19 protein-coding genes are annotated in these 24,678 nt (G+C 69.4%); 6 read left to right on the top strand and 13 right to left on the bottom strand.

Annotated features, from left to right (window positions below):
- Nucleotides 1-19 precede the first annotated feature (19 nt).
- Both ACTWQC_RS27630 and ACTWQC_RS27625 read left to right on the top strand, forming a co-directional pair.
- Nucleotides 20-1,021 (top strand): family 2 encapsulin nanocompartment cargo protein terpene cyclase, encoded by a 1,002-nt coding sequence (locus ACTWQC_RS27630; protein WP_443318531.1) that lies wholly within the window; start codon nt 20-22, stop codon nt 1,019-1,021.
- A complete protein-coding gene (locus ACTWQC_RS27625) occupies nt 1,018-1,896 on the top strand; it encodes a geranyl diphosphate 2-C-methyltransferase (protein WP_443318530.1) in 879 nt (292 codons plus the stop codon). The genes ACTWQC_RS27630 and ACTWQC_RS27625 overlap by 4 nt, the downstream gene beginning before the upstream one ends.
- Nucleotides 1,897-1,984: 88 nt before the next feature.
- Here ACTWQC_RS27625 and ACTWQC_RS27620 read toward each other — a convergent pair whose 3' ends face one another.
- On the bottom strand, nt 1,985-2,440 hold the full coding sequence (locus ACTWQC_RS27620) for an MmyB family transcriptional regulator (RefSeq protein WP_443318529.1): 456 nt from the start codon (nt 2,438-2,440) through the stop codon (nt 1,985-1,987).
- Between the two features lie 553 nt (nt 2,441-2,993).
- Between ACTWQC_RS27620 and ACTWQC_RS27615 the strand changes: the two genes are divergently transcribed.
- Entirely contained in the window at nt 2,994-5,891 is a 2,898-nt protein-coding gene (locus ACTWQC_RS27615; protein WP_443318528.1) for a helix-turn-helix transcriptional regulator, read from the top strand.
- 75 nt (nt 5,892-5,966) lie between these two features.
- Here the strand turns inward: ACTWQC_RS27615 and ACTWQC_RS27610 are convergent, their stop codons facing one another.
- The 8 genes from ACTWQC_RS27610 to ilvD all read right to left on the bottom strand — a co-directional run bounded on the left by ACTWQC_RS27610 (nt 5,967) and on the right by ilvD (nt 14,787).
- The gene (locus tag ACTWQC_RS27610) at nt 5,967-6,878 is read right to left on the bottom strand and encodes an ABC transporter ATP-binding protein (protein ID WP_443318527.1); all 912 of its coding nucleotides are present in this window, start codon (nt 6,876-6,878) and stop codon (nt 5,967-5,969) included.
- Complete coding sequence (locus ACTWQC_RS27605) at nt 6,871-7,890, bottom strand: ABC transporter ATP-binding protein (protein WP_443318526.1); 1,020 nt, start codon at nt 7,888-7,890, stop codon at nt 6,871-6,873. Before ACTWQC_RS27605 ends, ACTWQC_RS27610 begins: the two co-directional genes overlap by 8 nt.
- Nucleotides 7,890-8,771: an ABC transporter permease gene (locus tag ACTWQC_RS27600; RefSeq protein WP_443318525.1), complete on the bottom strand. Its 882-nt coding sequence runs from the start codon at nt 8,769-8,771 to the stop codon at nt 7,890-7,892. The genes ACTWQC_RS27605 and ACTWQC_RS27600 overlap by 1 nt, the downstream gene beginning before the upstream one ends.
- Entirely contained in the window at nt 8,768-9,715 is a 948-nt protein-coding gene (locus tag ACTWQC_RS27595; protein WP_443318524.1) for an ABC transporter permease, read from the bottom strand. Before ACTWQC_RS27595 ends, ACTWQC_RS27600 begins: the two co-directional genes overlap by 4 nt.
- Nucleotides 9,716-9,742: 27 nt before the next feature.
- Nucleotides 9,743-11,266, bottom strand: a complete 1,524-nt coding sequence (locus ACTWQC_RS27590; RefSeq protein WP_443318523.1) for an ABC transporter substrate-binding protein — start codon at nt 11,264-11,266, stop codon at nt 9,743-9,745.
- Nucleotides 11,267-11,344: 78 nt separating this feature from the next.
- On the bottom strand, nt 11,345-12,157 hold the full coding sequence (locus ACTWQC_RS27585) for an SAM hydrolase/SAM-dependent halogenase family protein (RefSeq protein ID WP_443318522.1): 813 nt from the start codon (nt 12,155-12,157) through the stop codon (nt 11,345-11,347).
- A 151-nt stretch (nt 12,158-12,308) separates the two neighbouring features.
- Nucleotides 12,309-13,088, bottom strand: coding sequence for an SDR family NAD(P)-dependent oxidoreductase (locus ACTWQC_RS27580; protein ID WP_443318521.1), 780 nt, complete (start codon nt 13,086-13,088; stop codon nt 12,309-12,311).
- Nucleotides 13,089-13,104: 16 nt separating this feature from the next.
- Nucleotides 13,105-14,787, bottom strand: a complete 1,683-nt coding sequence (gene ilvD / locus ACTWQC_RS27575; protein WP_443318520.1) for a dihydroxy-acid dehydratase — start codon at nt 14,785-14,787, stop codon at nt 13,105-13,107.
- A 258-nt stretch (nt 14,788-15,045) separates the two neighbouring features.
- Between ilvD and ACTWQC_RS27570 the strand changes: the two genes are divergently transcribed.
- The 3 genes from ACTWQC_RS27570 to ACTWQC_RS27560 all read left to right on the top strand — a co-directional run bounded on the left by ACTWQC_RS27570 (nt 15,046) and on the right by ACTWQC_RS27560 (nt 18,733).
- Nucleotides 15,046-15,825 (top strand): YmdB family metallophosphoesterase, encoded by a 780-nt coding sequence (locus ACTWQC_RS27570; protein WP_443318519.1) that lies wholly within the window; start codon nt 15,046-15,048, stop codon nt 15,823-15,825.
- Between the two features lie 132 nt (nt 15,826-15,957).
- On the top strand, nt 15,958-17,814 hold the full coding sequence (locus ACTWQC_RS27565; protein WP_443318518.1) for an MFS transporter: 1,857 nt from the start codon (nt 15,958-15,960) through the stop codon (nt 17,812-17,814).
- Nucleotides 17,815-17,914: 100 nt separating this feature from the next.
- Nucleotides 17,915-18,733 (top strand): S-methyl-5'-thioadenosine phosphorylase, encoded by an 819-nt coding sequence (locus ACTWQC_RS27560; protein WP_443318517.1) that lies wholly within the window; start codon nt 17,915-17,917, stop codon nt 18,731-18,733.
- A 54-nt stretch (nt 18,734-18,787) separates the two neighbouring features.
- Here ACTWQC_RS27560 and ACTWQC_RS27555 read toward each other — a convergent pair whose 3' ends face one another.
- The 4 genes from ACTWQC_RS27555 to asnB all read right to left on the bottom strand — a co-directional run bounded on the left by ACTWQC_RS27555 (nt 18,788) and on the right by asnB (nt 24,656).
- Nucleotides 18,788-20,218, bottom strand: coding sequence for an aldehyde dehydrogenase family protein (locus tag ACTWQC_RS27555; protein ID WP_443318516.1), 1,431 nt, complete (start codon nt 20,216-20,218; stop codon nt 18,788-18,790).
- A gap of 1 nt (nt 20,219) precedes the next feature.
- The gene (gene panC / locus ACTWQC_RS27550) at nt 20,220-21,173 is read right to left on the bottom strand and encodes a pantoate--beta-alanine ligase (RefSeq protein ID WP_443318515.1); all 954 of its coding nucleotides are present in this window, start codon (nt 21,171-21,173) and stop codon (nt 20,220-20,222) included.
- Between the two features lie 82 nt (nt 21,174-21,255).
- Entirely contained in the window at nt 21,256-22,644 is a 1,389-nt protein-coding gene (locus tag ACTWQC_RS27545; RefSeq protein ID WP_443318514.1) for a pyridoxal phosphate-dependent decarboxylase family protein, read from the bottom strand.
- On the bottom strand, nt 22,644-24,656 hold the full coding sequence (gene asnB / locus ACTWQC_RS27540; protein WP_443318513.1) for an asparagine synthase (glutamine-hydrolyzing): 2,013 nt from the start codon (nt 24,654-24,656) through the stop codon (nt 22,644-22,646). Before asnB ends, ACTWQC_RS27545 begins: the two co-directional genes overlap by 1 nt.
- Nucleotides 24,657-24,678 lie beyond the last annotated feature (22 nt).

Here is a 24,678-nt window from a genome sequence, read left to right as displayed (position 1 = left end):
AGCATCGGCCCTCACTCCCATGGGCGCCACCAGGGGCACCGAGCAGTTGTACTGCCCCCCGCCAGTCCGTGATGATCCGGTGCTGGCGGACGAGATCAACCGGCGCATCCTGGTCTGGATGGACGAAGTGGGGCTCGGCTCCGAGCAGCACTACGAAGGTCTGCTGGCCCACGACCCCGGACGGGGCACTGTCCTGTGCCATCCGGGCTGTGACGACATCGAGCGGCTGATGGCCCCCGCGAAAATGGTCGTCGCCGAGACGGCGGTCGACGACTACTTCTGCGAAACCAACAGGTACCGGGACCGGGCGGACCAGAGCATCGGGCCCAACCTGTCCCTGGCTCAGTCCGCCATTGACCCGCCGCGCCTCACCCAGGAACTCCAGGCCGCGTGGGAGAAGTACCGCGATAGCCAGCCGGTCATCAAAGCCCAGCATCAGGCCATGAACCACCTCGCCCACTTCGCCACGCCGGCCCAGCTCAAACGCGCCCAGCACGATATCGCGCAGCTCTACCTCGGATATCAGGCCGAGAATGGGTGGCGTATCGCCGGCCAACTGCCGCCCGTATGGCAGTACCTCGCCAACCGGCAGATGAACTCCTTCCGGCCCTGCCTGACCCTCACCGATAGCGTCGACGGCTACGAGATTCCCCCACAGCTGTACGCGCACCCTCTCGTTCAGGACGCCACCACCACAGCGTCCCTGGCCGCCACCCTGGTCAACGACTTGTACTCCACGCTGCGTGAGATCCGGGGAGACGGCCTTCCGTTCAACCTTCCCTGTGTCATCGCCACCAACGAACGCCTCCCCCTCGACGAGGCGTTCCGCAAAGCCGTCCGGATCCACAACGACCTCATGCACGCCTTCGAAGAATCCGCAGCGGAAGCCATGGCCGCTGCGCCCGAGCCCACCGTCGTCCGCTACCTGACCGGCGTGTGGAACTGGATGGGCGGGAACCGGGAATGGCACGCCACCAGCACACGCCACCAGGTCACCGACAGCCGAGGAACGTCAGTATGAGCACGCACAGGCAAGCGCACATCCCCGCCCAGACGGCGAACCCGATCATCGGGCCGGGTTACCAGGAATCGGTCGCCACCTACTGGAACAAGGAACGAAACCCGGTCAACCTCCGGCTCGGAGAGATCGACGAGCTCTTCCACCACCACTACGGCATCGGCGACGTCGACTGGTCCGTCCTCGAGGGTGACCCGGACACGATCGAACAGCGGACGATCGCGGAAATGCACCGGCTCGAGACCGCCCAGGCAAACTTCCTCCTCGACCGATTCAGCGACATCAAGCCCCATCACAGGGTGCTGGACGCGGGCTGCGGGCGGGGCGGGTCGTCGATCATGGCTCACGAGCGGTTCGGCTGCGAGGTGGACGGCATCACCATCTCCCGCCACCAGGCCGACTTCGCCAACCAGCAGGCTGCCAAGCGCGGAATCTCGGGCAAGGTCAGGTTCCACCTGAAGAACATGCTTGACACCGGGTTCCCGCCGGGCACCTACCAGGCGATCTGGAACAACGAGTCCACGATGTACTGCAACCTGTTCGACCTGTTCGCCGAACATGCCCGTCAGTTGTCTCGCAACGGCCGGTACGTGACGATCACCGGCTGCTACGACGACACCTACGGACTGCCGTCCCAGGCCGTTTCTACGATCAACGCGCACTACATCTGCGACATTCATCCCCGGTCCATGTACTTCAAGGCGATGGCGGCCAACCGGCTGGTGCCGGTTGAGGTCGTGGACCTCACGCAGGCGACGATCCCCTACTGGAAGCTGCGGAAGAAGTCCAGCGTGGCCACTGGAATCGAGGACGTATTCCTCGAGGCCTACACGGGCGGCAGCTTCCAATACATGCTGATCGCCGCCGACCGGGTGTAGGCCGATGATGGGTGGGGCCGGGCTCTGGGTCAGAGATCCTGCCACGGGGTGGCTGAGGCCGAACGGGTCCAGTCCGCACGTGCTCACCTCATGGCTTGCCCAGGCTTGCTTTCGCGAACTCCTGGCTGCTGACGCTGAGTTCCCCGATCAGTGGTACGAGTCGGGGATATTCGGCCCAGGCTCCGACGGACAGTCTGAGGGGGGCGGCGGCGACGTCACGCACCTTCGCCTCCCAGTCTGTGAAGAGGGTGCGGCTGACCGGGTCGAGAACCTGCGGTGAGGCGTTGAAGGCAACGCCCTGCCCCAGGTCCCGGTAGTACGACTCGCTGAGTCCGGCCAGGTTGGCCGCGTCCCCTCGCCGAGGCCGCGGTGGCCGGAAGCCCGGGCAAGGTGTTCGGCCAGCAGGCCGGCCCCGCTCAGCAGTTCCAGCCCGGTGGCCATGGGCAGACGGGCAACGGCGAGCGTCCCGGCAGCAGCAATGATCACGGTGATGAGGATCGTCTCGGTGCCGGTCAACCGCCGCGTGCCAGCAGTCCGGACGCACTCGGTGATGCGGTGGTTCCGCTTGCGCCCCTACGAGTCCACGCAGCCGCCTGAAACACCCTCATTCACAGGATTCTACAATTGCTCGGCCGAACAGCCCATTGCCGGATAATCCACGCCGACTTGCAATGACCGGTGGCTCGGCAATTTCCGGTCAGTGGAATCCTGCCACTGCGTCCATTCCCGGGCCTCGCATAAGTTCTTGTACGTGACGGTGCGCGACGGTGTGATGCAAGCGCTCAGCGAGCGCCGGGGTCGAATCCGACCTTCATCACCCTGAACGTGACGCTGAAGGAAAGCATGCCCGCTCAACCCACCCGCAGGGTTTGCGAGTTCCGCAGGAACCGACCGGCTACTCACGGTCGCGCTGCCGTCTGGCGAAATCACTCATCCCGTCGAACAAGACCGGGCCTCAATTCGGTAAGAGTCCCGAACACTTTGATTCGCAGTCCTTCGTTGCAGCATATCGGCCGGGAGGTCGCATGAATTCACCAGCTTCAGGGATCGCCCCCGCTTCGCGGACCGGAGGTGGGCTGGGCCGGACGCCCGTTGCCATGCCGGTGGATCGCCCGGCCGCGATCACTGACACGACCTTCGTCCCGGCGTCGGGCACCGATCGCTTGCGGGGCCGCACGCGAGAGGTGGCCCAACTATCCGACGTGCTGACCGAGGTGGAGGCCCACCGGGACACGGAGGTGCTGATCACCGGACCACCCGGGATCGGGAGGACATGTCTGCTGACCGCGGTCGAGGAGATGGCCGAAGCACGCGGTTTCTTCGTGCTGCACGGTGACGCCCACGAGGACGCTCGCCAGGTTCCGCTCGCCCTTCTGTCGTCCCTGGTGGGCGAGTCCCCACCAGCGATCCCCGAGATGGGCGAGCCGCTGGACGGCCACCCTGTCGCGGTCTGGGATCTGATGGAGTGGGCGAGGAGGCGCCTCGCGGCCGGGTCCGGAGGCCGGCCGACACTCATCGGACTGGACGATGTGCAGTGGGCTGACGCGGCCAGCCTGCGCGTGCTCCGGATGCTCTTCCGGTCGCGGGCGTTCTCGCCGGCGGCCTGTATAGCGACCCGGCGTGCCACGGCGCGGGACGCGAAGCAGACGTCCTCCGGGCTGGATGCGGACGCCTCCCGGCTGGAACTGGGGCCGTTGGACCAAGCGTCGGTGACCGAGCTCGTCGTCGACCTACTCGGCGCCGAGGCTGGACCGGATGTGGCCGAGCTCGCGGCGCGCGCCGGCGGAAACCCTCGAGTGACCCGGCTGCTGATCGACGGCCTGCGGGAGGAGGGCGACACCGTCGTGCGGAAGGGCGCCGCCCGGTCGGTGTCGCGGCGCCCCACGCCGCGGTTGCTCGCATGGGTGCGCACGGTGCTGGATGACCTGTCCGCCCCAGCCCGGCAAGTGACCGAGGTGGGCGCGGTTCTCGGTCGGTCCTTCCCCATCGAGGAGGCCGCGGAGATGCTGAGACAACAGCCGGCCACGCTGCTGCCGGCATTGCACGAGGCCGAAGCCGCCGGGCTGATCGTGGCGGGCAGCGATCATCTTGAGTTCGTCTCCGACATCGTGTGGCAGATGGTCCTCGAGTCGATCCAGCGTCCCGTGCGCCTGACACTGCATCGCCAGGCCGGTTCGATGCTGCTCGCACGCTGTGACGGTTCCGCGGTGCGGGCGGCGGCCCACCTTCTTGAGGGTGGCAGGCCGAGTGACAGCCACACCGTCAGCGCGCTCACCAGCGCTTCCCGGGAACTCGTACTGTCCTCGCCGTGCACCGCGGTCGAGCTCGCGCTGAAAGCGCTCGAATTCACTGCACCTGAGGACACGATGCGGACCTCCCGTGTCGCGGCGGCCGTCAGCGCACTCATCGCGGTCGGCGAACTGCCCAGGGCGGAGGCTCTGGCACGCGACGTGCTCGCCCAGTCCCTGGCCGCACCGGCCGCTATCACGGCCGAGCTGCGCGGAGCCGTCGCCACCGTCCTCGCCGAACGGGGGGAGCTGCGCGAGGCGATGGAACGGGCGGAGCAGGTCCTCGCGCCCGGCTCGCTGCCGGGGCCGGTCTACGAGTCCGCGGCCGCCGTCTGCCTCCTCGGGTTGCTCTGGCATGACGGGTCCCGCGCCGCGCACTGCCTCGAGCTCGTTCGCTGCGAGGGCCCGACCGGCGCCCTGCCCGGCCGTTCCGGCTTGCCGCACGACGACCGGCACGACGGCCCCGACACCGCGTCCGCAGCGGTTGCGGCGGCGATCAAGTCGCTCATGTCCTGGGACCGGGGAGACCTGACGGAGGCGGTCCGCCTGATCAAGGAATCGGCGCGGCAGACGCCTGGCCGAGCGGCCGGCTCACTGCGGTTCTGGCCACGGCTGCTGCTGGCCGCACGACGGGTGAGCTTATGCGAGTTCGACGAGGCGGAGGCGCTCCTGCGGGGCGTGCGCACCGAGATCGACCAACGGGGCCTGGTGTTGCAGGCTCCCATCGCGATGACCATCCACGCGCGGCTGCTGATGCGGTCGGGCCGCTTGACCGAGGCCGGCCAGGAAGCCCGTGCCGCGCTCGCGCTCGCCGGCGAGCTGGACAAGCGCGTGCTGGTCCCGGGTACGCGGTCCCTGCTGGCTGCGATAGCGCTGCGGGCGGGCGACACGCCCACCGCCGCCGGGCACGTGCGGGCCTTTCGCGAGGAGCTGGCCGGCGGTGACGTGTCATCTGCCGACCCTCAGTACGACTGGATCGCGGTGCAGGTCGAAGCCGCCCAGCACGGAACTCCCCGTGCCTGGGAGCTGCTGCGGAACGAGTGCTCCGGACTCGCCTCCCAGCTCCGCCTGCTGAACGACGAACCGTCCGCCGCTCCCTGGCTGGTGCGGGCCGCGCTCGTGATGGGAGAGCGCCGGTGGGCCGAGGATGTCGTAGCCGCCGCCGAGGGGCTCGCCGCCCGCAACCCCCATGTCCCCACCGTGAACGCCCAGGCACGCCACGCGCGTGGACTGCTGAACGGGGACCGCAGGGCGCTGGAGGACGCCGCCCGCGATCAGCCCGACCCGTGGGCGCGCGCCTCGGCTATGGAGGACCTAGGGGTCCTGTTCACGCGACGACGAGCCGATCCGGGGCGGCGGGAGGGAATCGACACGCTCAAGACGGCGATGCGCCGCTATGCGGACCTCGGCGCTCACCGGGACGCGGCACGCGTACGCCGTCGGCTCCGGCTGCGGGGCGTCCGCGCCCGGCACTGGAAGTCCGCGCCCCGCCCGACTTCCGGATGGCGCAGCCTGACCGACACGGAGCGCAGGGTGGTCAACCTCGTCGCCAGCGGCATGACCAACAAGCAGGCCGCTGCACAGCTGTTCGTCTCCCCCCACACGATCGACACCCATCTGCGGCACATCTTCCGCAAGCTCGGCATCTCCTGCCGTGGGGAATTGCGCCGGTTACACCTGGAAGAGCTGGGCGATGGGGAAAACTAGGAACCCGTCGGCGCGCCGGCGCCGGACATCGCGGGTGGGCTGCTGCGCCGCCGGCCCACCGACCGGAGGCGTCGCCTACGAATCGTCGCTCGGGCCGCCCGCCTCCGGCACTCCCCGGGCCGGCTGCGCGGCTCCGGCCCCGCCGAGGGCACGGCGCAGTGTCGGGGCAGCGGCGATGAGGCCGCGTGTGTAGGGGTGCCTCGGGGCGGTGTAGACCTGCTCGCTCGGGCCGCATTCGACGATCCGTCCCTGGTGCATGACCGCCACCGTGTCACACACCCTGCGGACGACCGACAGGTCGTGGGAGACGAACACGAGGGTGAGCGCGTGCAGGTCGGCCAGGTCGGCGAGCAGGTTGAGGATCTGGGCACGGACCGAGACGTCCAGGGCGCTCACCGGTTCGTCGGCGACGAGCACCGACGGCTGTGGCGCGAGCGCCCGCGCGAGGGAGACGCGCTGGCGCTGGCCACCGGAGAGCTGGTGGGGAAACCGGTCGCCGGCGTCCGTGGGCAGGCCGACGGCCTCAAGGAGTTCGCGCAGCCGGGCGGCCGGCGCCGGGCGGCGCTGTGCGGCGAGCGGTTCGGCAACGATATCGCGCACCCTCATCCGGGGGTCGAGTGAGCCCATCGGGTCCTGGAACACGATCTGCAGCTCGCGGCGCAAGAATCGCAACTCGCGTTCGGGCCTGCCGGCGATGTCCCGCCCGGTGAACCGGATCGACCCGGAGGTCGTGCGGTCGAGCCCGCACAGCAGGCGTACGAGCGTGGACTTGCCCGAGCCGGACTCCCCGACGATGCCGAAGCGTTGGCCCCGCCGGACGTCGAAGGAGACACCGGCCACCGCGGTCACCCGCGCCGGAGGCCGAACGAGCGACGTGCGGGCGCGCAGGTAGACGCGGCTCACGTCGCGGACCTCGATGAGCGGTGCATCGTCGACCGCCGTCTGGTCGCTCAGGACCGGGTCGCCCGGCGTCGTCCGGTCACTCATCGCGGTCTCCGAGGGGGTACCAGCACGCGTATCCCCGGGCCTCGTCGCCCGACCAGTCCGGGCGTGTCGCGCAGCGGTCGTCGGCCCGCGCACAACGGGTCCGGAAAACGCACCCGGCCGGGAAGGCCCCCGCGGCGGGGACCGTGCCCGGGATGTTGTACAGCCGGTCCCGCTCGCCGGATGGTTCGAGGTCCGAGGCGTCGAGCAGACCCCGCGTGTAGGGGTGACGGGGCCCGGTGAGGACATCGCGCACGGGACCCGCCTCGACCACGCGCCCGCCGTACATCACCAGGACGCGCTGGCAGACCGTGGCGACAACGGCGAGGTCGTGCGTGATGAACAGCAGCGCGCAACCGCGCTCGGTCACCGCCTCCAGGATCAGCTCGAGCATGTGCGCCTGGACCGTCACGTCGAGGGCGGTCGTCGGCTCGTCGCAGATGAGCACGGCCGGGTCGTTGGCCAGCGCGATCGCAAGGACGACACGCTGGCGCTGCCCGCCGGAGAGCTGGTGCGGGTAGGCACGCGCCGTGTTCGCCGGGTCCGGCAGGCGGACGCGGGCCAGCAGGTCGACCGCCCGGTCCCGCGCGGCCCGGCGGCCCGGCTGCGTCCGGTGGACCAGCATCGCCTCCGCGACCTGGTCGCAGACGCGCATGACCGGGTTCAACGCGGTCATCGGCTCCTGGAAGACCATGGCCAGACGCCGCCCCCGGATCGCGGACATCTGCCGCTCGGACGCGCCGAGGAGGTCATGGGAAACGCCGCCGAGACGGACCGCGCCGCGCGCGTGCATCCCATCGGGCAGCAGACCCATGATCGCGCCGGCGGTCAGTGATTTCCCGGCACCGGACTCGCCGATGAGGCCTACCCGTTGGCCCGGGTCGAGCGCGAAGGACACCTCATTGACCAGTTCCATGCCCCGGCCGGCGACGCTGAGCTGATCCACGGTCAGTGCGGCCTGCTCGCGCGGCGGGCGTTTCCGGGTCGGACTTGTACGGGGACGTGCGGTGGTCATCAGCGGTCCTCCAGACGGGGGTCGTAGCGGTCCCGCAAGCCATCGCCGAGCAGGTTGAAACCCAGGACGGCCAGCGCGATCGACAAGCCGGGCCACAGCGCCAGCCCAGGTGCCACGGGCAGAAGTTCCTGTGCCTCCTGGAGCATGCGGCCCCAGGAGGGCGTGGGCGGCGGGGTGCCGAAGCCGAGGAAGGAGAGCGCGGCCTCCGCCAGCACCGCGATCGCGAAGGACACCGAGGACTGGACGATGACGACCCCGGCGATGTTGGGCAGCACGTGGTGAACGGCAACACCCGTCGTCGACCGCCCTGCGGCGCGGGCGGCCAGCACGTACTCGGAGCTCATGACCTGCAGCGTTCCGCCGCGGGCGACACGCGCGAACGACGGCACGGTCGCCAGCCCGATCGCCACCATCGCGGTGACCGTGCTCGCGCCGTACACCGCCCCGAACATGATGGCCAGCAGCAGTGCGGGGAACGCGAGTTGCAGGTCAGTCAGCCGCATCAGCGCCTGCCCGAGCCAGCCGGGTTCCATGCCGGCGACGATGCCCAGCGGGGTGCCCAGGAGGGAGGCGACACCGACCGACACCACGCCGACGAGCAGTGTCGTGCGCGCGCCGACCATGAGCTGGCTGAACACATCGCGGCCGAACTTGTCCGTGCCCAGCCAGTGCTCGCGGCCGGGGCCGAGCAACCGCGCTGCGGGTTCGACCCGGACCGGGTCGTACGGCGTCCACACCAGGGACACGCCTGCGGCCACCACGACCAAGCCGATGAGGACCACGCCGGCCACCAGGCTCGGGTTGGCGTCACGGCGAAGCGCAGGGGTGCCCATCGCCGCGGGCGCGGTGGACGGCGGGGTCCTGCCGGCCCGCGGCGTCATCGCAGCCTCCGCAGTCTGGGGTCGAGCACGGTGTAGCCCACATCCACCAGGTAATTCACCGCCAGCACGGCCACCACCAGGACCATCACCACGCCCTGCACCAGCAGCAGGTCGCGATTGCCGGTGCCGTCGAGGAGCAGGCTGCCGAGGCCGGGGACGACGAAGACACGCTCGACGACCACGGCACCGATGAGCAGTGTGGCGAGCTGCAGGCCGAGCACGGTCACCACCGCGACGGCCGCGTTGCGCAGGCCGTGCCGCGCGAGCGCGCGGTAGGGTCCAAGGCCCTTTGCGCGTGCCGTCCGCAGGTAGTCCTCCCGCAGAACGTCGAGGACCGCGGAGCGTACATAACGGGTGAGCACCGCGCCCTGGACGAGGCCGAGCGACCCGGCCGGCAGGATGAGCTGGCGGGCGAACCGGCCCACGCCCTGCGCGGGGGGCGTCCAGCCCCCCGACGGCAGCCACTTCAGGCTCACGGCGAAGACCGAGATGAGCAGGATTCCGGCGAGGAACGCCGGTACGGCCACGCCTACTTGGCTCAGGCAGGACACGATCGTGCCGCTGACCCTGCGGTGGCGGGCCGCGGCCCACACGCCCAGCGGCACGGCGATCAGCAACGCGATGATGGTGCCCGTGACGACGAGCCACAGCGTCACCTGTAAGCGGTCGGCGATCTGCGATCCGATGGGCGCCCCGGTGAGGTAGGAGGTGCCGAACCGGCCGGCGGGCAGGCCGGACACCCAGGACAGGTACTGGACGACCAGTGGACGATCGGTCCCGAAGCGGGCCCGCGTCGCGGCCAGCGCCTCCGGCGTGGCGTTGACGCCGAGGGCGACCTGCGCGGGGTCACCCGGCAGCACCGCCATGAACCCGAACACGGCCACCGAGGCGAGCACGAGGCCCACCACGAACACGAGCGTGCGCTTGAGCACTTCCACCAGCACGACGTCACCGCCCCCGCGGATCCCGGCTCACGACGAGACCCTCAGCGCGGTCAGGTCGAACGACTCGCTGACGCGGTTCCTCGGCAGTCCCTTCACGTCCTGCCCGGCCACGATGAGGTTCGGCGCGAGGTACAGCCAGGCGGCCGCGGCGTCCTCGGCGATACTCCGGGCGACTTTTCGCATGCCCTGTACGTAGCCCTTCTCGTCGGCCCGGACCGCATCGGCCAGCTGCCGCCTGACCCGGGGGTTGTCGTAGCGCCAGTAGAAGTCGGGGTCGCCGAACGTCACGATGTCGCGCGGCTCGATGTGATTGATCAGCGACATGTCGTAGTCGGCCCGGGTGAACACGAGATCCAGCCAGCGGGCGGGGAACTCCAGGGGCTCGATGTCCGCCGCGATGCCCACCCGTGCCAGTTGGGACTTGACCACCTGGGCGGCGGACAGGGCGTACGGCAGGTTCGGGATCCGGAACCGGAGGTCGAGCCGTGGTTTGCCCGCCTCCGCGAGCAGCCGCCGGGCCTTGTCGGGGTCGTACGGGTACATCCGGGAGAGATCCTCGTACCACGGGTCGTGCGGCGGCACCATGCTGCCGATGAGCCTGCCGCGGCCCGCCCAGGCGACGTCCAGCAGCGCCTTCCGGTCGACTGCGTGGTTGATCGCCTGCCGGACCCGCTTGTCGTTCAGCGGCGGCCGCGAGGAGTTCAGCGACAGGAGAACCTCGCCGTTCGTCGTGCCTTCCACGACCTGGAACCTGTCGGTGTCGAACTGCTGGAGCGCATCCGGGGTCTGTACCGCGGAGATCACATCGATGCCGCCGGTCTGGAGGGCGTTGTTCAGCGCGGTCGGATCCTTGAAGTACTTCAGGGTGACCGTCTTCAGCGACGGCTTCGCACCCCAGTACCTGGGGTTCGCGCGGAGCGCGATCGAGTCGCCCCGTCGCCATGCGTCCAGCACGTAGGGACCGGTCCCGATCGGCTTGTTCGCCAGGTCGGAGACGCCGTTGCGGGAGAACATGGCGCCGACCCGGGTCGTCATCTGGAACAGCCAGTCGTTGCTCGGGCGGGCCAGGACCACCTTGACCTCGGTGGGCGAGACCACCTGCACCGACTCGACGACGTCCATGGCCTTCTTCAGCGACACGGTCCACGCCGAGGACTTGACCCGCTCGATGCTGAACTTCACGTCATCGGCGGTGAATCTCTTGCCGTTGCTGAACACGACCCCCTTCTGCAGTGTGAAGTCGTAGGTCTTGCGGTCGGGGCTGACGGTCCAGGACCGGGCGAGGAGCGGCCGGACCGCGCCCTTCTGGTCCACCTTGACCAGCCCCTCGTAGACGTTGACCAGTAATGCCTCGGGGATCGCGGCACCGTCGGTACGGGTGAAGTCCAGGTTCGCCGGCTCGGCGGCGAACCCGATCGCGAGCCGGTCACGGGCGCCGGACGCGGAGGCCCCGCCGGACCCGGCGGAGCAGCCGGCAGAGGTCAGGGCGCCAGCGCCGAGGGTGAGCAGCGCAATCAGCAGCGGGATGAGCCTGGGGACGGGTCGTGCCATCGTGGACCTTCTCTGGATGAGGGGCCGCCGCCGCCGGGATCTCCGGCGGCGGCGGGGCTTCGTGGCTGCGCGGGCTGGTCAGATGACCTCGACCGTCAGCTCCGTCCCGGGCGTCAACGGGTAACTCTGCAGGAAGCTGCCCTGGTTCAGGCCAAAGGCCAGCCGTCCCCGGCTGTTGACGTAGGCCAGCGGATCCCGCACACCGACCTCGCCGAACGTGCGGTGGAACGGGACGTCCAGCACCGTGCCGTCCGCCACCAGGCGGATTTTCCTGCCGGCGAGGTCGCCGCCGTCATCGAGCACGTCCTGCGGGATGTTGGTCCACACGTTGCCGAACTGCTTGTCGATCCGTACGACCGAGGCCCGGATCCCGTCGGGGGTGACGGTCACCGGCGCGTGAGGCAGCCGGACGATCTGCTCCGCCTCGATCTTGGGTCCCACCGTCTCCAGCGGAACCCCGGCTGCGAGGTGTGCCGCGCACGCCACCACCACGTCCCTTCCGTGCCAGGTCGGAGTGACGGGCGTGTTCATCACCTCCGGCGCGGTGACCTCGTACGCCTCCTGCACCGGAACGGCCTCGACGGCGTAGGTGAGCAGGCCGTTGTTCGGGCCGACGAGCAGCTGGCCCTTCTCATTGCGCACCGCGATCGCGCCGGTCTCCGTGCCGGTCTCGGGATAGACGTAGGCGCAGATAATCGTGGATGCCGGAAAGAAGTCCGGCACGTCCTCAAGACACAGCGCTCCCTCAGCCACGTCGAAGGGCGTCACCTGGTGGGTGATGTCGACGACCGTCACGTCCGGACAGATGCGGTGCATGAGCCCCTTGCCCAGGGCGTGTGCCTCATCGGCCACGCCGACGTCGGAAAGGTACGCGATAAGGGGGCCTGTCATGTGCTTCTCCTTCGGGGGGCAATGCGGGTTCTGGAATCAGCGAAATCGGTATGGCCGCCCCGTGTTGGGCGATAAGGAATTCTTGCGATGACAGCGGCGACAGCGCATCGGTGAAAGGTCACATTCCGCGCTACGACCTTCGGGCGGCCGCTCACCTGGCCAGATAGCCGCCGTCGACCGGAAGTACCACGCCAGTAATGAACGACGCCTCGTCCGAGGCCAGAAAAAGGATCGCGTTCGCCACTTCCTCGGGCCGCCCGAGGCGCCCCATCGGATGGGCGCGGGCCATCGTGTTCAGGTACTCGGGGCCGCCCGGCTCGCTGCACAGTCGGCGCACCCGGTCGGTCTCGATGGTGCCCGGCGCAACGGCGTTGACGCGGATCCCACGGTCGGCCCATTCCACGGCCAGGTGCTTGGTGAGCCCGGACGCCACGAACTTGGCCGGGCCGTAGGTGCTTTGCCTGGCCTGACCCGCGAGGCCGGAGATCGAGGAGAGACACACGATCGTCCCGCCGCCGGCCTCCAGCATCGCCTCGATCGCGTACTTGCAGGTGAGGAACATGCCGCGGCCGTCGACCGCGAGCACCCGGTCCCAGTCCTCCGGCGTCGCGTCCACCACGTTCACCAACGGGATGATGCCGGCGTTCGCCACCAGGACGTCGATGCGGCCGTGGTGCTCCCCCGCGGCGTCGACCATGCGCCGCGCGTCATCCGGCACCGAAACGTCCCCGGCGACGGCCTCGGCCGCGGCCCCGGCGTCGCGTAACTCGTCGCGCAGGGGCAGCACCGCGGCGCCGTCCACGTCCGCGAGGACGAGACGCGCGCCCTCCCGGGCGAAGAGGAGCGCGGTGGCGCGGCCGATTCCCCTGGCCGCCCCCGTGATCACGCATGTCTTGCCGGACAGTCGACCGCGTCCGGTACTGGTTTCCATCTGGCCTCCCGGTTCCTCACTCGCACGCCACTGTCACCGCGCCTTGGGAAGCGCATCCGACCAGCGTCCGGTACTTCGTCATGACACCGCCGGGACAGCCGCTCGGCCGCGGCGTCCAGTCGGTGAGGCGGGCAGCGAGCTGATCGGCGGTCAGATGCACGGACAGGATTCGGTTGGGTATGTCGAGAGTGACGGCGTCGCCTTCCCGCAGCGCCGCGATCGGACCTCGAGCCGCGGCTTCGGGAGCCACGTGGCCCGCCATCAGGCCGCGCGTCGCGCCGGAGAACCGGCCGTCGGTGACCAGCGCCACCTCGGTCCCCAGGCCCTGGCCCACGAGCGTGGCGCTCACCCCCAGCATCTCCCGCATGCCGGGCCCTCCCCGGGGGCCCTCGTACCGGATCACCACAACGTCTCCTGCGACGATCCGGCCGTTCTGCACCGCGTGCATCGCCGACTCCTCGCAGTCGAACACCCGTGCAGGACCGGTGTGCACGAGACGGTCGACGCCGGCGGTCTTCACCACGCACCCGTCCGGTGCGAGGTTTCCCCGGAGCACGACGAGCCCGCCCGTAGGGTGCAACGGCCGCCCCGGCGGCGCAATCACGTCCTGACCGTGCCGTACGGTCCCGGTCGCGATCTCCGCGGCGAGCGTCCTGCCGGTCACCGTCACCTGCTCACCGTGCAGCGCGCCGGCCTCCAGCAGGCGCCGGCCGACCAGCCGCGTTCCGCCGGCCCGGTCCAGGTCGACCGCGGTGTACCGGCCACTGGGACGCAGGTCCGCGATCAGCGGCGTGTGCGAGCTGATCGCGTCGAAATCATCGATGGCGAGCGGGATCCCCGCCTCGTGGGCGATGGCCAGCAGGTGCAGCACGAGATTGGTGGATCCGCCGGTGGCTGCGCCGGCGGCGATCGCGTTCTCGAACGACGCGCGAGTCAGGATGCTTCGCGGCGTGCGGCGCTGCTCCAGCGCACGCAGGACGAGCGCGCCCGCCTCGCGGCACACGTCCGGCTTGCGGGCGTCCAGGGCGGGCGGGTCCATCGAGCCGATCGGGGACAGGCCGAGGAACTCCATGGCCATCGCCATCGTGTTCGCCGTGTACTGGCCGCCGCAGGCACCGGGTCCGGGGCAGGCGCTCTGTTCCAACTGCAGCAGCTCCTCGTCGTTCATCCGGCCGACGGCGTTGCTGCCGACCGCCTCGAACACGTCCTGCAGCGTGACGTCGCGGCCCTGGAAGCGCCCGGGCAGTACCGAACCGGAGTAGACGATCACGCTCGGCAGGTCGAGCCGGACGTGGGCCATCGCGGCAGCCGGAATCGTCTTGTCGCAACCGACGATCGTGACCAGCGCGTCAAAGGCGTGGCCGCGTGCGACCAACTCGATGGAGTCGGCGATCACTTCGCGGCTCACCAGGGACGTCTTCATGCCCTCGGTGCCCATCGTGATCACGTCGGACACGGCCACCGTGTTGACCTCCATGGGCGTCCCGCCCGCCACGCGCACGCCCTCGATCACCCGGGCCGCCAGGTCCCGGTGCGTGAGGTTGCAGGGCATCGTCCCGATCCAGCAGTGCGCGACGCCGACCACAGGCTTGCGCAGGTCGTCCTTGGACAGGCCCATGGCATGCAGCGCGGCGCGGGCCGGCGCCCGGTCGCGTCCCTCGAAGCGGTCATGGCGCCCGGGGGGCGCGGTTTCACTCATGGTTCTGCCTTCTCAGCCTCATGAATTGCTCGCGGTGCCTCATGAATTGCTCGCGGCGCAGGAGTCGGCATATTAGTCACCGGCACTGAAGCGATATCAACTCTTTCCGGGCGGCCGTCGGATGCGGGCGCAAGGCGGTACGCCCGGCTGTGACAAAGGGCGTAGAAGCGGATGTGACCATGTGGCGATGCGCGGCGCGAGGGCACAGACGATGATTCTTTTCCACGAAAGCCGGGGGAAGAGAGGTCAGACGAATTCGTGATCGTGATATTCATTGGTGACATCGTGGGCGCGGAAGCGGCCCGGTATCTGGCCGATCGGGTCCCGCAACTGCGGGCGGGCCACGGCGCGCACGCCGTCATCGCGAATGCGGAGAACTGCGCGCCCAATGGGCTCGGCATGGCCCGTGCCCAGATCGACATGCTGCTGCAGGCCGGTGTCGACGTGATCACGGGTGGAAACCACTCGTGGGACAGCGCGGAGTCGGTCGAACTCCTCGACCACCCGCGGGTCGTGCGCCCGATGAACGTCGCGGAGGGCGTGCCCGGGCGCGGGCAGATCGTGCTGGAGACGGCTGCCGGCCCGCTGAACGTGATCAACCTCGCGGACGGCGTTGCCCTGCGCCACGTGAAGGCGCTGGACGGCAAGGTCCTGCCCGCATACCCCTCGTGGTCGCAGGCCGGTAAGGAGAGCACCGTGCTGGTGGACTACCACGGTGACCTGGTGATCGAGAAACAGATTTTCGCGTACGCGGTCGACGGCCAGGCGGCCGCGGTCCTGGGAACCCACACCCACGAGCCCACGCTGCCCATGCACCTGCTGCCGGGCGGCACCGCGTTGGTCTGCGACGTCGGCATGACCGGCCCATTGGGCGGGGTGCAGGGTTTCGACCCCGGGCCTCTCGTCGCCAATCTCAAGCAGCGCGGCAACGCGTTCGCCGGACCGCTCCCCAGGCCGCTGCGCGGCGCGCCCGTGCTGGGCGCCGTGCTGTTGGAGGTCGAGGACGGTAAGGCCGTGCGGCTGGAGCGGCTGCCCTGACCCGTGAGCCCGCGGGAACCGACCGGGGTTCGACGGCCCTCCGTTCGGGCCCAGGGCGACCGACGCGAACCGTCGCGGCGGCGGCCCCTCCGGACACGACCGCCGCCCAAGTGGAGCCAGATCACCATGGAGATGAGCACGCTTGACGATGACCGGCCCGGCGTAGCGCCGTCGCCGCATCCACTCCCGGACCCGCACCGCTGGCGGGCGTTCTTCGTCGCCCTGGTCGCCGTCTTCATGGATCTTCTGGACAGCGCCATCATCAACATCGCCGCGGCGTCGATCCAGAAGGGTCTGGACACCAGCAACGGCGAACTGCAGTGGATGTCCGCGGGCTACACGCTGTCCTTCTCGCTGCTGTTGATCCCGGGCGCGCGGCTCGGGGACATCTTCGGACGCCGCCGGATCCTCCTCACCGGGATGGCCGGATTCACCGCCGCATCGCTGCTGTGCGGTGTGGCCCAGACATCCGCGATGCTGGTTGGCGCCCGCGTGATGCAGGGGTCGATGGCCGGCCTGATGGTCCCGCAGGTCATCGCGATCATCCACGATGCGTTCCCGCCCGAGGAGAGGCAGCGCGCGTTCGCGATCGCGACCAGCGTGATCGGTCTGGCCCCGATCCTTGCGAACGTGCTCGGGGGGGTACTCATCGAGCTCGACCTCTTCGGACTGGACTGGCGGCCGATCTTCCTGCTCAACGTGCCGATCGGGCTGGTGGTGCTGGCCATGGGGCCGCGGCTGATCCGCGAGTCGTGCCTTCCGCGACCGCCGCGGCTCAATGTGATCGGCATGCTGATCCTCTCCACCGGACTGGTCCTGCTGATCTACCCGCTGATCCACGGCAGCGAGACCGGATGGCCCGCGTGGACCGTGCTCGCGCTGATCCTGTCGGTACCGGTGCTGGGCCTGTTCGTGCACTACGAGTTCCTGCTGGCCTCGCACGAGTCCCTGCGACAGGCCGCCCGGAAGGGCCGGCACCGGGTCCTGAAGGCCAACATGCCCCTGATCCCCTTCTCCTCCTTGCAGAACCGCACCTTCGTCGGCGGGCTGCTGGTCACCATCGCGCTCTTCTCCGGCGTCTCGTCCTTCCTGCTGATTGTGGCGTTGTTCCTGCAGGCCGGGCTCGGCTTCTCCGCGCTGGGCGCGGCCAAGGCATCCCTGGCGTGGCCGCTCGTCGCCACGCTCGCGGCCGCGGTCGCACCGCTCCTCCAGAAGCGGTTCGGGCGGCGGCTGCTCACCCTGGGCGCCATCCTGCTCGCTCTCGCCATGACGTTGCTGATCATCACGGTCCGCCTCCGCGGCGACGACATCAACGCCTGGGCGCTCGTCCCGGCGATGGCGCTGGGCGGTGCCGGCACGGGCGTGATCGTGTCCGTCCTGTTCCCCTTCGTCTTGCACGACGTCCCGCTCGAAGACGGCGGATCGTCCTCGGGGCTGCTCAACTCCGTCATGCAGTTCAGCAACGCTCTCGGGGTCGCCTTCATCGGCGTGGTCTTCTTCAGCCAGTTGGGCAGCGCGTCGGCGATGAGCGCGGACAACGTGATTCCCCAGGTGCGCTCCGAGCTGCGGGCGATCGGCGTGTCCGCGGACTTCCAGGAGCGGATCGTCGGGCGCTTCCGTATCTGCATGCAGGACCGCGGTGAGCAGCCGGATTCGTACCGGACTCCGGCGAGCTGCCTGCGACTGCAGCAGGAGGCCGCCTCGGCGCCCGCCGACCAGGCCCCCGCCGTGCGGGAGGTGGTCGCGTCAGCGACCACCCTGGTCATCAAACGGAGCTTTTCCCGTGCCCTGCAGAGCGCGCTGCTGTTCGACGCGAGCGTTTTCTTGCTCTGCGTGGGTCTGGTGTTCCTGCTGCCGCGCAAGCTGACGGGGCGAGCACCGTCGGCGACGGGTGCCGTGGCCACCGCGGACCGTGCGCCCCCCGGACGGCGGCACCGCCTGGCGCGCTCCGGCCGGCCCGAGCGCAGCGCCCAGCACGCTCGCCGTTGAGCAGCGGAAGGCAGGCAAGTTGCCCGGCCCGTCCGGTCGCGCTCGCTCGGCCTGGAGTACGGCACGGGCGTACTGGAAATCCAGAAGATTGGGAGTGTTCATGAACCCGTACCCACAGGCGGACATCGCCGTCATCGGCGGAACCGGCTTCTACTCGTTCCTGGACGAGGCAGAGGAGGTCACGGTCACCACCCCGTATGGGGATCCCTCGGACCGGGTGGTCATCGGCAGTGTCCAGGGGCGGCCGGTGGCCTTCCTGCCTCGGCACGGTCGCGACCACCGCTTTCCGCCGCATCGGATCAACTATCGCGCCAACCTGTGGGCCCTGCGCGCGGTCGGCGTCGGCCAGGTCATCGGGCCGTGCGCGGTGGGCTCGTTGCGCCCAGAGCTGGGCCCGGGCGCGGTCGTGGTGCCCGACCAGCTCGTCGACCGCACCGCCGGCCGCATCCAGACGTACTTCGACGAGGACGCGGTGCACGTCACCTTCGCCGACCCCTACTGCCCGAGCGGTCGCTCCGCCGTCCTGAAGGCGGCCGCGGAGGGCGCCTTCCCCGTCGTCGACGGCGGCACCATGGTCGTCATCGAGGGGCCTCGGTTCTCCACCCGGGCGGAGTCCCAGTGGTGCGCACGGCAAGGCTGGTCCCTGGTCAACATGACCGGCCATCCCGAAGCCGTACTCGCCCGCGAGATAGGCCTGTGCTACACCTCGGTCGCCCTCGTGACCGACCTCGACGCAGGCATCGACGCCGACTCGGCGGTGGCGCACGAGGACGTCCTGCGTGTCTTCGCGGAGAACGTGGGCAAGCTTCGCGACCTGCTGCGGCTGGTCGTCACCGCGCTGCCCGACGTACGAACGTGCGCGTGCCCGCGGGCGCATGACCGGGTAGACCTGCTGCACACCCCGCCGACGGGCGCCTGAAGCCTTACGAACCCAGGATCGCCCGGGGACGGGCGATCCTGGGTTCGTAAGGCTTCAGCGCTGTCGGTGATGCTCTTGCCAGTGCCTGCCGAACAGCACCCTCTCATCCGGGAACCGCGCTGGAATCGGGTGGGATATCAGCGTGTAGTTGAGGAAGTGGCGCCATGTGATGTTCCCCGAGGTGCTGCATCCGCCCCAGCTCCCGCTGGAAAGCGTCGTCGTGAACGGCACGCCGCTCTCGAAGCTTCCCGTGTTGGTCATGGTCGACTGGTTCACCACCACCCGACAGGTGTCCACCGCCTCTGCGAGCTGCGCCACCCGGTCCGGCCGGTTGCTGTAGATGCCGCAGCTGTGGCCGCGACCGCAGCGGTCCGCCAGAAGCTGTACCAGTTCCACGGCCTGCGAGAAATCGTCGAAGACGGAGAACGTCAGCACGGGTGCGAGTTTCTCCCGCAGAATGGGGTCATCTCGTCCCGGATCACTGCTCGCAAGCACCAGGAGCGCCATCTTTTCCGGCTGCTCCACGGGTATTCCGGCCATGTCTGCGAGTTCCGGCGCCGGACGGCCTATCGCTTCCCGGTTCAGCGCCGTGCCGTCGGGCCAGAGCAGGGTGCGCAGTCGGGCGGTCTCCTCTTCCGTGCACATACGAGCGCCCCGGTCGACCAGCGCGGTGGAGAATCGGTCAGCGATCGACGCGTGGACCAGTACGTTGCTTTCCGACGAGCACGGCGTGCCGTTGTTGTAGCCGGCTCCCGTCACGATCTTCTCGCACGCGTCCGTCACGTCGGCGGTTTCGTCCACGACGACCGTAGGGTTTCCCACCCCCGCGCCGATCGTCGGGGTCCCGCTTTTGTAGGCGCGGCGCACTGTTCCGGCACCGCCTATGGCGACCACGTAGTCCGCCGCGGCCATCAGCTCGGTACTCGCCGCCCTGCCCGTGGCCTCCAGGCACTGGACGAGGTCCGGCGGAGCACCGACCTCGGCGAGCGCACCCCGGATGAGTTGGATCGTTTCCCTGGCCGTGCCGGCCGCTCGTGGGTTCGGGGTGAAGATCGCCGCATTGCGCGTCTTGAGCATCGGCAGCGCGTTGCAGATGATCCCGGGCGCGGGCGCGGTGGCCGGCGTCGCCACGGCGATCACCCCCAGCGGCTTGGCGAGCTTGCGCAGGCCCAGTTCCGGCAGGTCCTCCACGACTCCCGCGGTTCGCTCACCGTGCAAATCGCGGGCTACCCCGAGGACCCGTCGCCGCTGCAGCGCGTAAAGGTGCTCCGGATCGCCCAGGGATGTCTCGGAATGGCTGAGCACGGCGAGCCGCCGTGCGTTGTCCTCCCGATAGCACTGCCAAGCGACCGCGGACACGATCTCGTCAACGCTTTCCTGGGTCCACGATGCCGCTTCCGATTGGGCGGCGCGGGCACGGCGCATCGCCGCGTCCACAACCTCGGTGATCATGTTCTCCTTTGTGTTGAGCATGGTGCGGAACACGTCAGGCCTCCAGGGCTTGCGAGGCGGGGAAGGCCCGCGCCGCGGGCATGGACGATTGCCGGCGCACGGCACTTCGTGGCTCGCGTCCGGCCGCCCCGCGGATCGCCAGGGGCACGCTGTCGACCAGATGCGTGTCGCCGACCCCGGCGGCCAGCGCGAGGATCGCCCCGCCGGTGAACTGGTCGGGGACCTCCTCGAAAGTCGCCTCGTCGACCAGCACCAGCGACTTGACCAGCAGCGGGGGATCCAGCCGTGCCCCCCGGTCGAGCACGTCCCGCGTGGCCTTGAGGACCGCTTGCGGTCCGTTGGACGCTTCCGCCTTCCCTGCCATCAGCGACTTCGACATCGTCAGCGCGGTGCGCCGCTCCGCCGGCGACAGGTAGACATTGCGGCTGGCCTTCACCAGCCCGTCCGGTTCGCGGACGGCGGGCACGGCGACGATCTCCACGGGGAAGTCGAGGTCGGCGACCATGCGACGCACCGCGACCAGCTGCTGGGCGTCCTTCTCCCCGAAGAAGGCCAGGTCCGGCCGGACCACGTGGAAGAACTTGGCGACGACGGTGAGCACACCGGGGAGAAACGCCGGGCGCAGCGCGCCCTCGTGAATGCCGCCCACCGGCCCCGGCACGACCCGCACGTACGACTCGCCGGTGGGATACACCTCGGCCACTGACGGAGCGAAGACGATGTCGGCCCCCTCCCGTTCACACACCTGCAGGTCCGCGTCCAGCGTGCGCGGGTAGCGGTCGATGTCCTCGGTGGGCGCGAACTGCAGATTGTTGACGAAGATGCTCACCACCACGGTGGCTGCGCGCTGCCGAGCGGCGCGAATCAGGGCCGCGTGCCCATCGTGCAGCGCGCCCATCGTCATGACCAGCGCGAGGTCACCGGGACGCGACGGGTGCAGCGCGGCCGCCAGTTGCGACCCGGTGTGCGCGAGTATCGGCGTTGCCATGATGTCTCCATTCCTTGCAGTGTCTTCGCGGCGTGCACCCGGCCCGCACTGGGCACCAGGACCAGCACCACGCGGAGTCCTCTCACTTCGCGTCCACGCCGCAGCCGGCGATCGCGTCGAGCAGCTCGCGCAGCTCGGTCGGCCCGGTGTACGGGGACATCAGCGACACCCGCAGGTACTCCTCGCCGTCGAGTCGGGTCGAGGACAGGTGGAACCGGCCCGCGCTGCGGAGCCGTTGCCGCACCCGCTCCTGGTCGGCGCCGGCCGGGAGGTAGCGGAAGCACATCACGTTGCTCTCCGGACGGTATGGGCACGAGAAGTCGGGTCGCTGGTCGATCAGTTCCCACAGCAGTTCGGCCTTGGCGTACTGCTGGTCCACGTACTCGCCAAGGGCCTGCTCACCGCGGCAGGCCAGGGTCAGGAACAACTTCAGGCCCAGCACCGGCTTGGTCGTCTCGAAGCTGCGCTGTCCCCAGTCCAGATCCACAGATTCGTCCCGGAACAGGTATCTGGCCTGCTGCTGGAACAGGCCGTCGAGGAAGTCCCGCTCACGGAACAGGACGCCGGTGCACAGGGTGGAGGTGCGCAGCATCTTGTGGGCGTCCCACGACACGGAGTTGGCCCGCTCGATGCCGGCCAGCCGACCGCGCCGCCGGGGCGACAACAGCGCGGCCGCGCCGTGCGCGCCGTCCACGTGGAACCAGATCCCCTCGTCCCGGCACAGGTCGGCCAGTGGCTCCAGCGCGTCGTGGAGCCCGGACGCGGTGACGCACGCCGTCCCCACCAAGGCGATCGGGCGCCGCCCTCGGTCGCGCGCCGCGGCGATGGCGGCGGGCAGGCGGTCGAGGTCGATCCGGCCCCATCGGTCGGTCTCCAGCGGCCACAGAGCGGACTCGCCCAACCCCATGACCGCGACGCTCCTGCGCACCGAGTAGTGGCTGCTCGGCGCGGCCAGTACGGTCAGGTCCGGCGGGTTACCGTCCCGCCAGCTGCCGGGGCAGCCGTACGACCGGGCCGCCAGCAGGGCGATCAGGTTGCCCAGCGTGCCGCCGCTGGTCAGCGTGGAGCCGCCGGTACCGCTCCAGCCGATCTTGGCGAGCATCCAGTCGCACACGGCCCGGTCCACCGCGGACCCTCCCGGGCCCATCTCATAGATCAGCGTCGTGTTGTTGGTCACCGAGTTGATCAGATCGGCGATCACGGCGGGCGTGTCGGTGGGCGCGAGCTGATGGGCCATGTAGCGCGGATGGTTGAGGTTGGTGGCGAGCTCGCAGTAGTGCGACACGAAGGAGACCAGCTCGGTCACGCCCATGTCGCCACGGTCCATCCACTGCTGCAGCCCGAGCTTTTCGGCGACCTCGTCGATGGTCATGGCAGAGACCACCGGCGCATCGCCCCGGCGTGTGGCCTCCCGGTACCGGTCCAGTTCGGCGAGAACCGCGTGCCCGATCGCGCTCAGCTGACCCATCATCAGATTCCTCGGCCGGCGACGATCGGAGTCCGTGTGCCGTCGATGTTCTTGACCAGGATCCGGTCGATGTCCACGTGCGGAACCTCGAAGTCCACCGTGTACCGCTGCTCCAGCAACAGGATGCTGAGCACGCGCATGTAGGCGTGGTTCAACGGGAACGGGATCCTGCCGCCGTCGCAGGCACGCACCCGGTCGACCAGCCGCCGGACCCCGAGTTCGTCGAGCACGGACGAGGACCGCAGATGCGTCGGCGAGAGGATCTCATCCACCCAGTCGCCAGTGCCGCGCGGCAGCAGCGACTCCACGCCGGGGATACGCATGCCGAACTTGGGCCGGCGCGTGATCTGTCCGGGCAGCAGGGCCGCGTAAGCCTCGCGCAGGACGTACTTCTCCCTGGTGAGTCCCTTGAGCTTCCATTCCCTCGGCAGCGTGGCCGCGAAGTCGATCACGTCCCGGTCCATGAACGGGAAGCGCGACTCGATGCCGCAGCCCGCGCCGGGCCGGTCGGCCTGGCAGGTCATGCCGTAACCGATGAGCAGCGTCTGGAAGTCCAGCCACTGGGCCTTGCCGACGAGGTTGTCCGTGGCAAGACCATCGACCCGGGGCCGCATCCAGGCCAGCAGCCGGCGGTCGTCGTCGACGATGTCGCCGTTACCGGAGATCAGTTCACCGGCCAGTTCGGACTCGAAGCGGCGCAGGTGCGTGCCGAGGTCGAAGGATTCGCTGGTCCGGTTCTTGGCGAAGAACCGCAGGATCTCTGCGGCTGCTGTCGGGTCGGTGTACAGCAGGTCGTCGAGGGCCTCGTCCAGCGCCCGCTCCTGCTCCCGGTCGAAACCCTCGTCCAGACAGGCTTCCAGAACCTTGGACTCCTTGATGATGTCGTAGCCCAGGAAGGCCTCGTCGGCGCCCTCTCCCCCGAGCACGATCCGCACACCGGACTGCCCGACCAGCTCGGCCACCATCCGGCAGGCGACCGGGGAGCTGCGGTGCAGCGGGACCTCGCACCGGTAGACCAGATCCGGGAACCGCTGGCGGATGTCGTCGCCGGTCACCATGACCGTGGAGTGCCGCGTGCCCAGCCGGGCCGTCATCACCTCCTGGTGGCGCGTCTCGTCGACCCCCTTGTCAGGCACGCGGATCGAGAAGGACGGCAGTTCTTCCGGCACGTGCTGACGGACGATCGAGGCGATGATGGAGGAGTCCAGACCTCCGCTGAGGAACACGCCGAGCGGATAGTCGCCCCGCAGCCGGAACCGCACCGCCTGGTCGAGCGTCGAGCGCAGCCGTTCCTTCGCCTCCTCGAAGCCGAACTCCGGCTGGTGGTCGGGGCCCCGGTCCACGGGGATCCGGTAGTAGTTCCGCAGTTGTGCACCCTCGGGCCGCACGATGAGGACATGGCCGGGTGGCACGCTCCGGATCCCGGCGAAGCAGGTCTGTCCCGGGATGGGAGTCCAGTACCTGCTGGTCTGCCGCAGCCCGGAGGGGGACAGCTCGCGGCGCACCTGCGGGAACGCGAAGAGCGCCTTGATCTCGGACGCGAAGAACGTCGTGCCGGCCTGCTCGGTGTAGAACAGCGGCCGCTCCCCGAGCGGGTCCCGGCCGAGCAGCAGTTCTTTGCGCACCCGGTCGTAGAAGGCGAACCCGAACTGCCCGTTCAGCCGGTCCAGTGCCTCAAGGCCCCAGTAGGCCAGGCTCTTCAGCAGCACCTCGGTGTCGGACTTGGTCGCGAACTCGATGCCGTGGCCTTCCAGCTCGGCGCGCAGTTCCAGGTAGTTGAACACCTCGCCGTTGAAGCCGGCGACGAACCGGCCGTCATTGGTGATCATGGGCTGATGGCCCAGCTCCGGGTCGATGACCGACAGCCGGGTCGTGCCCAGCGTGAGGTCGCCGTCGTCGTATATTCCGGCTTCCTCGGGTCCGCGGTGGGCGACCGCCCTGATGCCCCGTCGTAACTTCTCGATTCGCTCGACCTGGGACAGGCCGCTCTTCAGAAAGCCGACAACTCCACACATAAAAGATCACTCATTCGATTCG

The sequence above is a fragment of the Streptomyces sp. 8N616 genome (assembly GCF_052246385.1).
In the GTDB taxonomy this organism is placed as follows: domain Bacteria; phylum Actinomycetota; class Actinomycetes; order Streptomycetales; family Streptomycetaceae; genus Streptomyces.
This window is presented reverse-complemented; position numbering and strand designations above follow the sequence as displayed.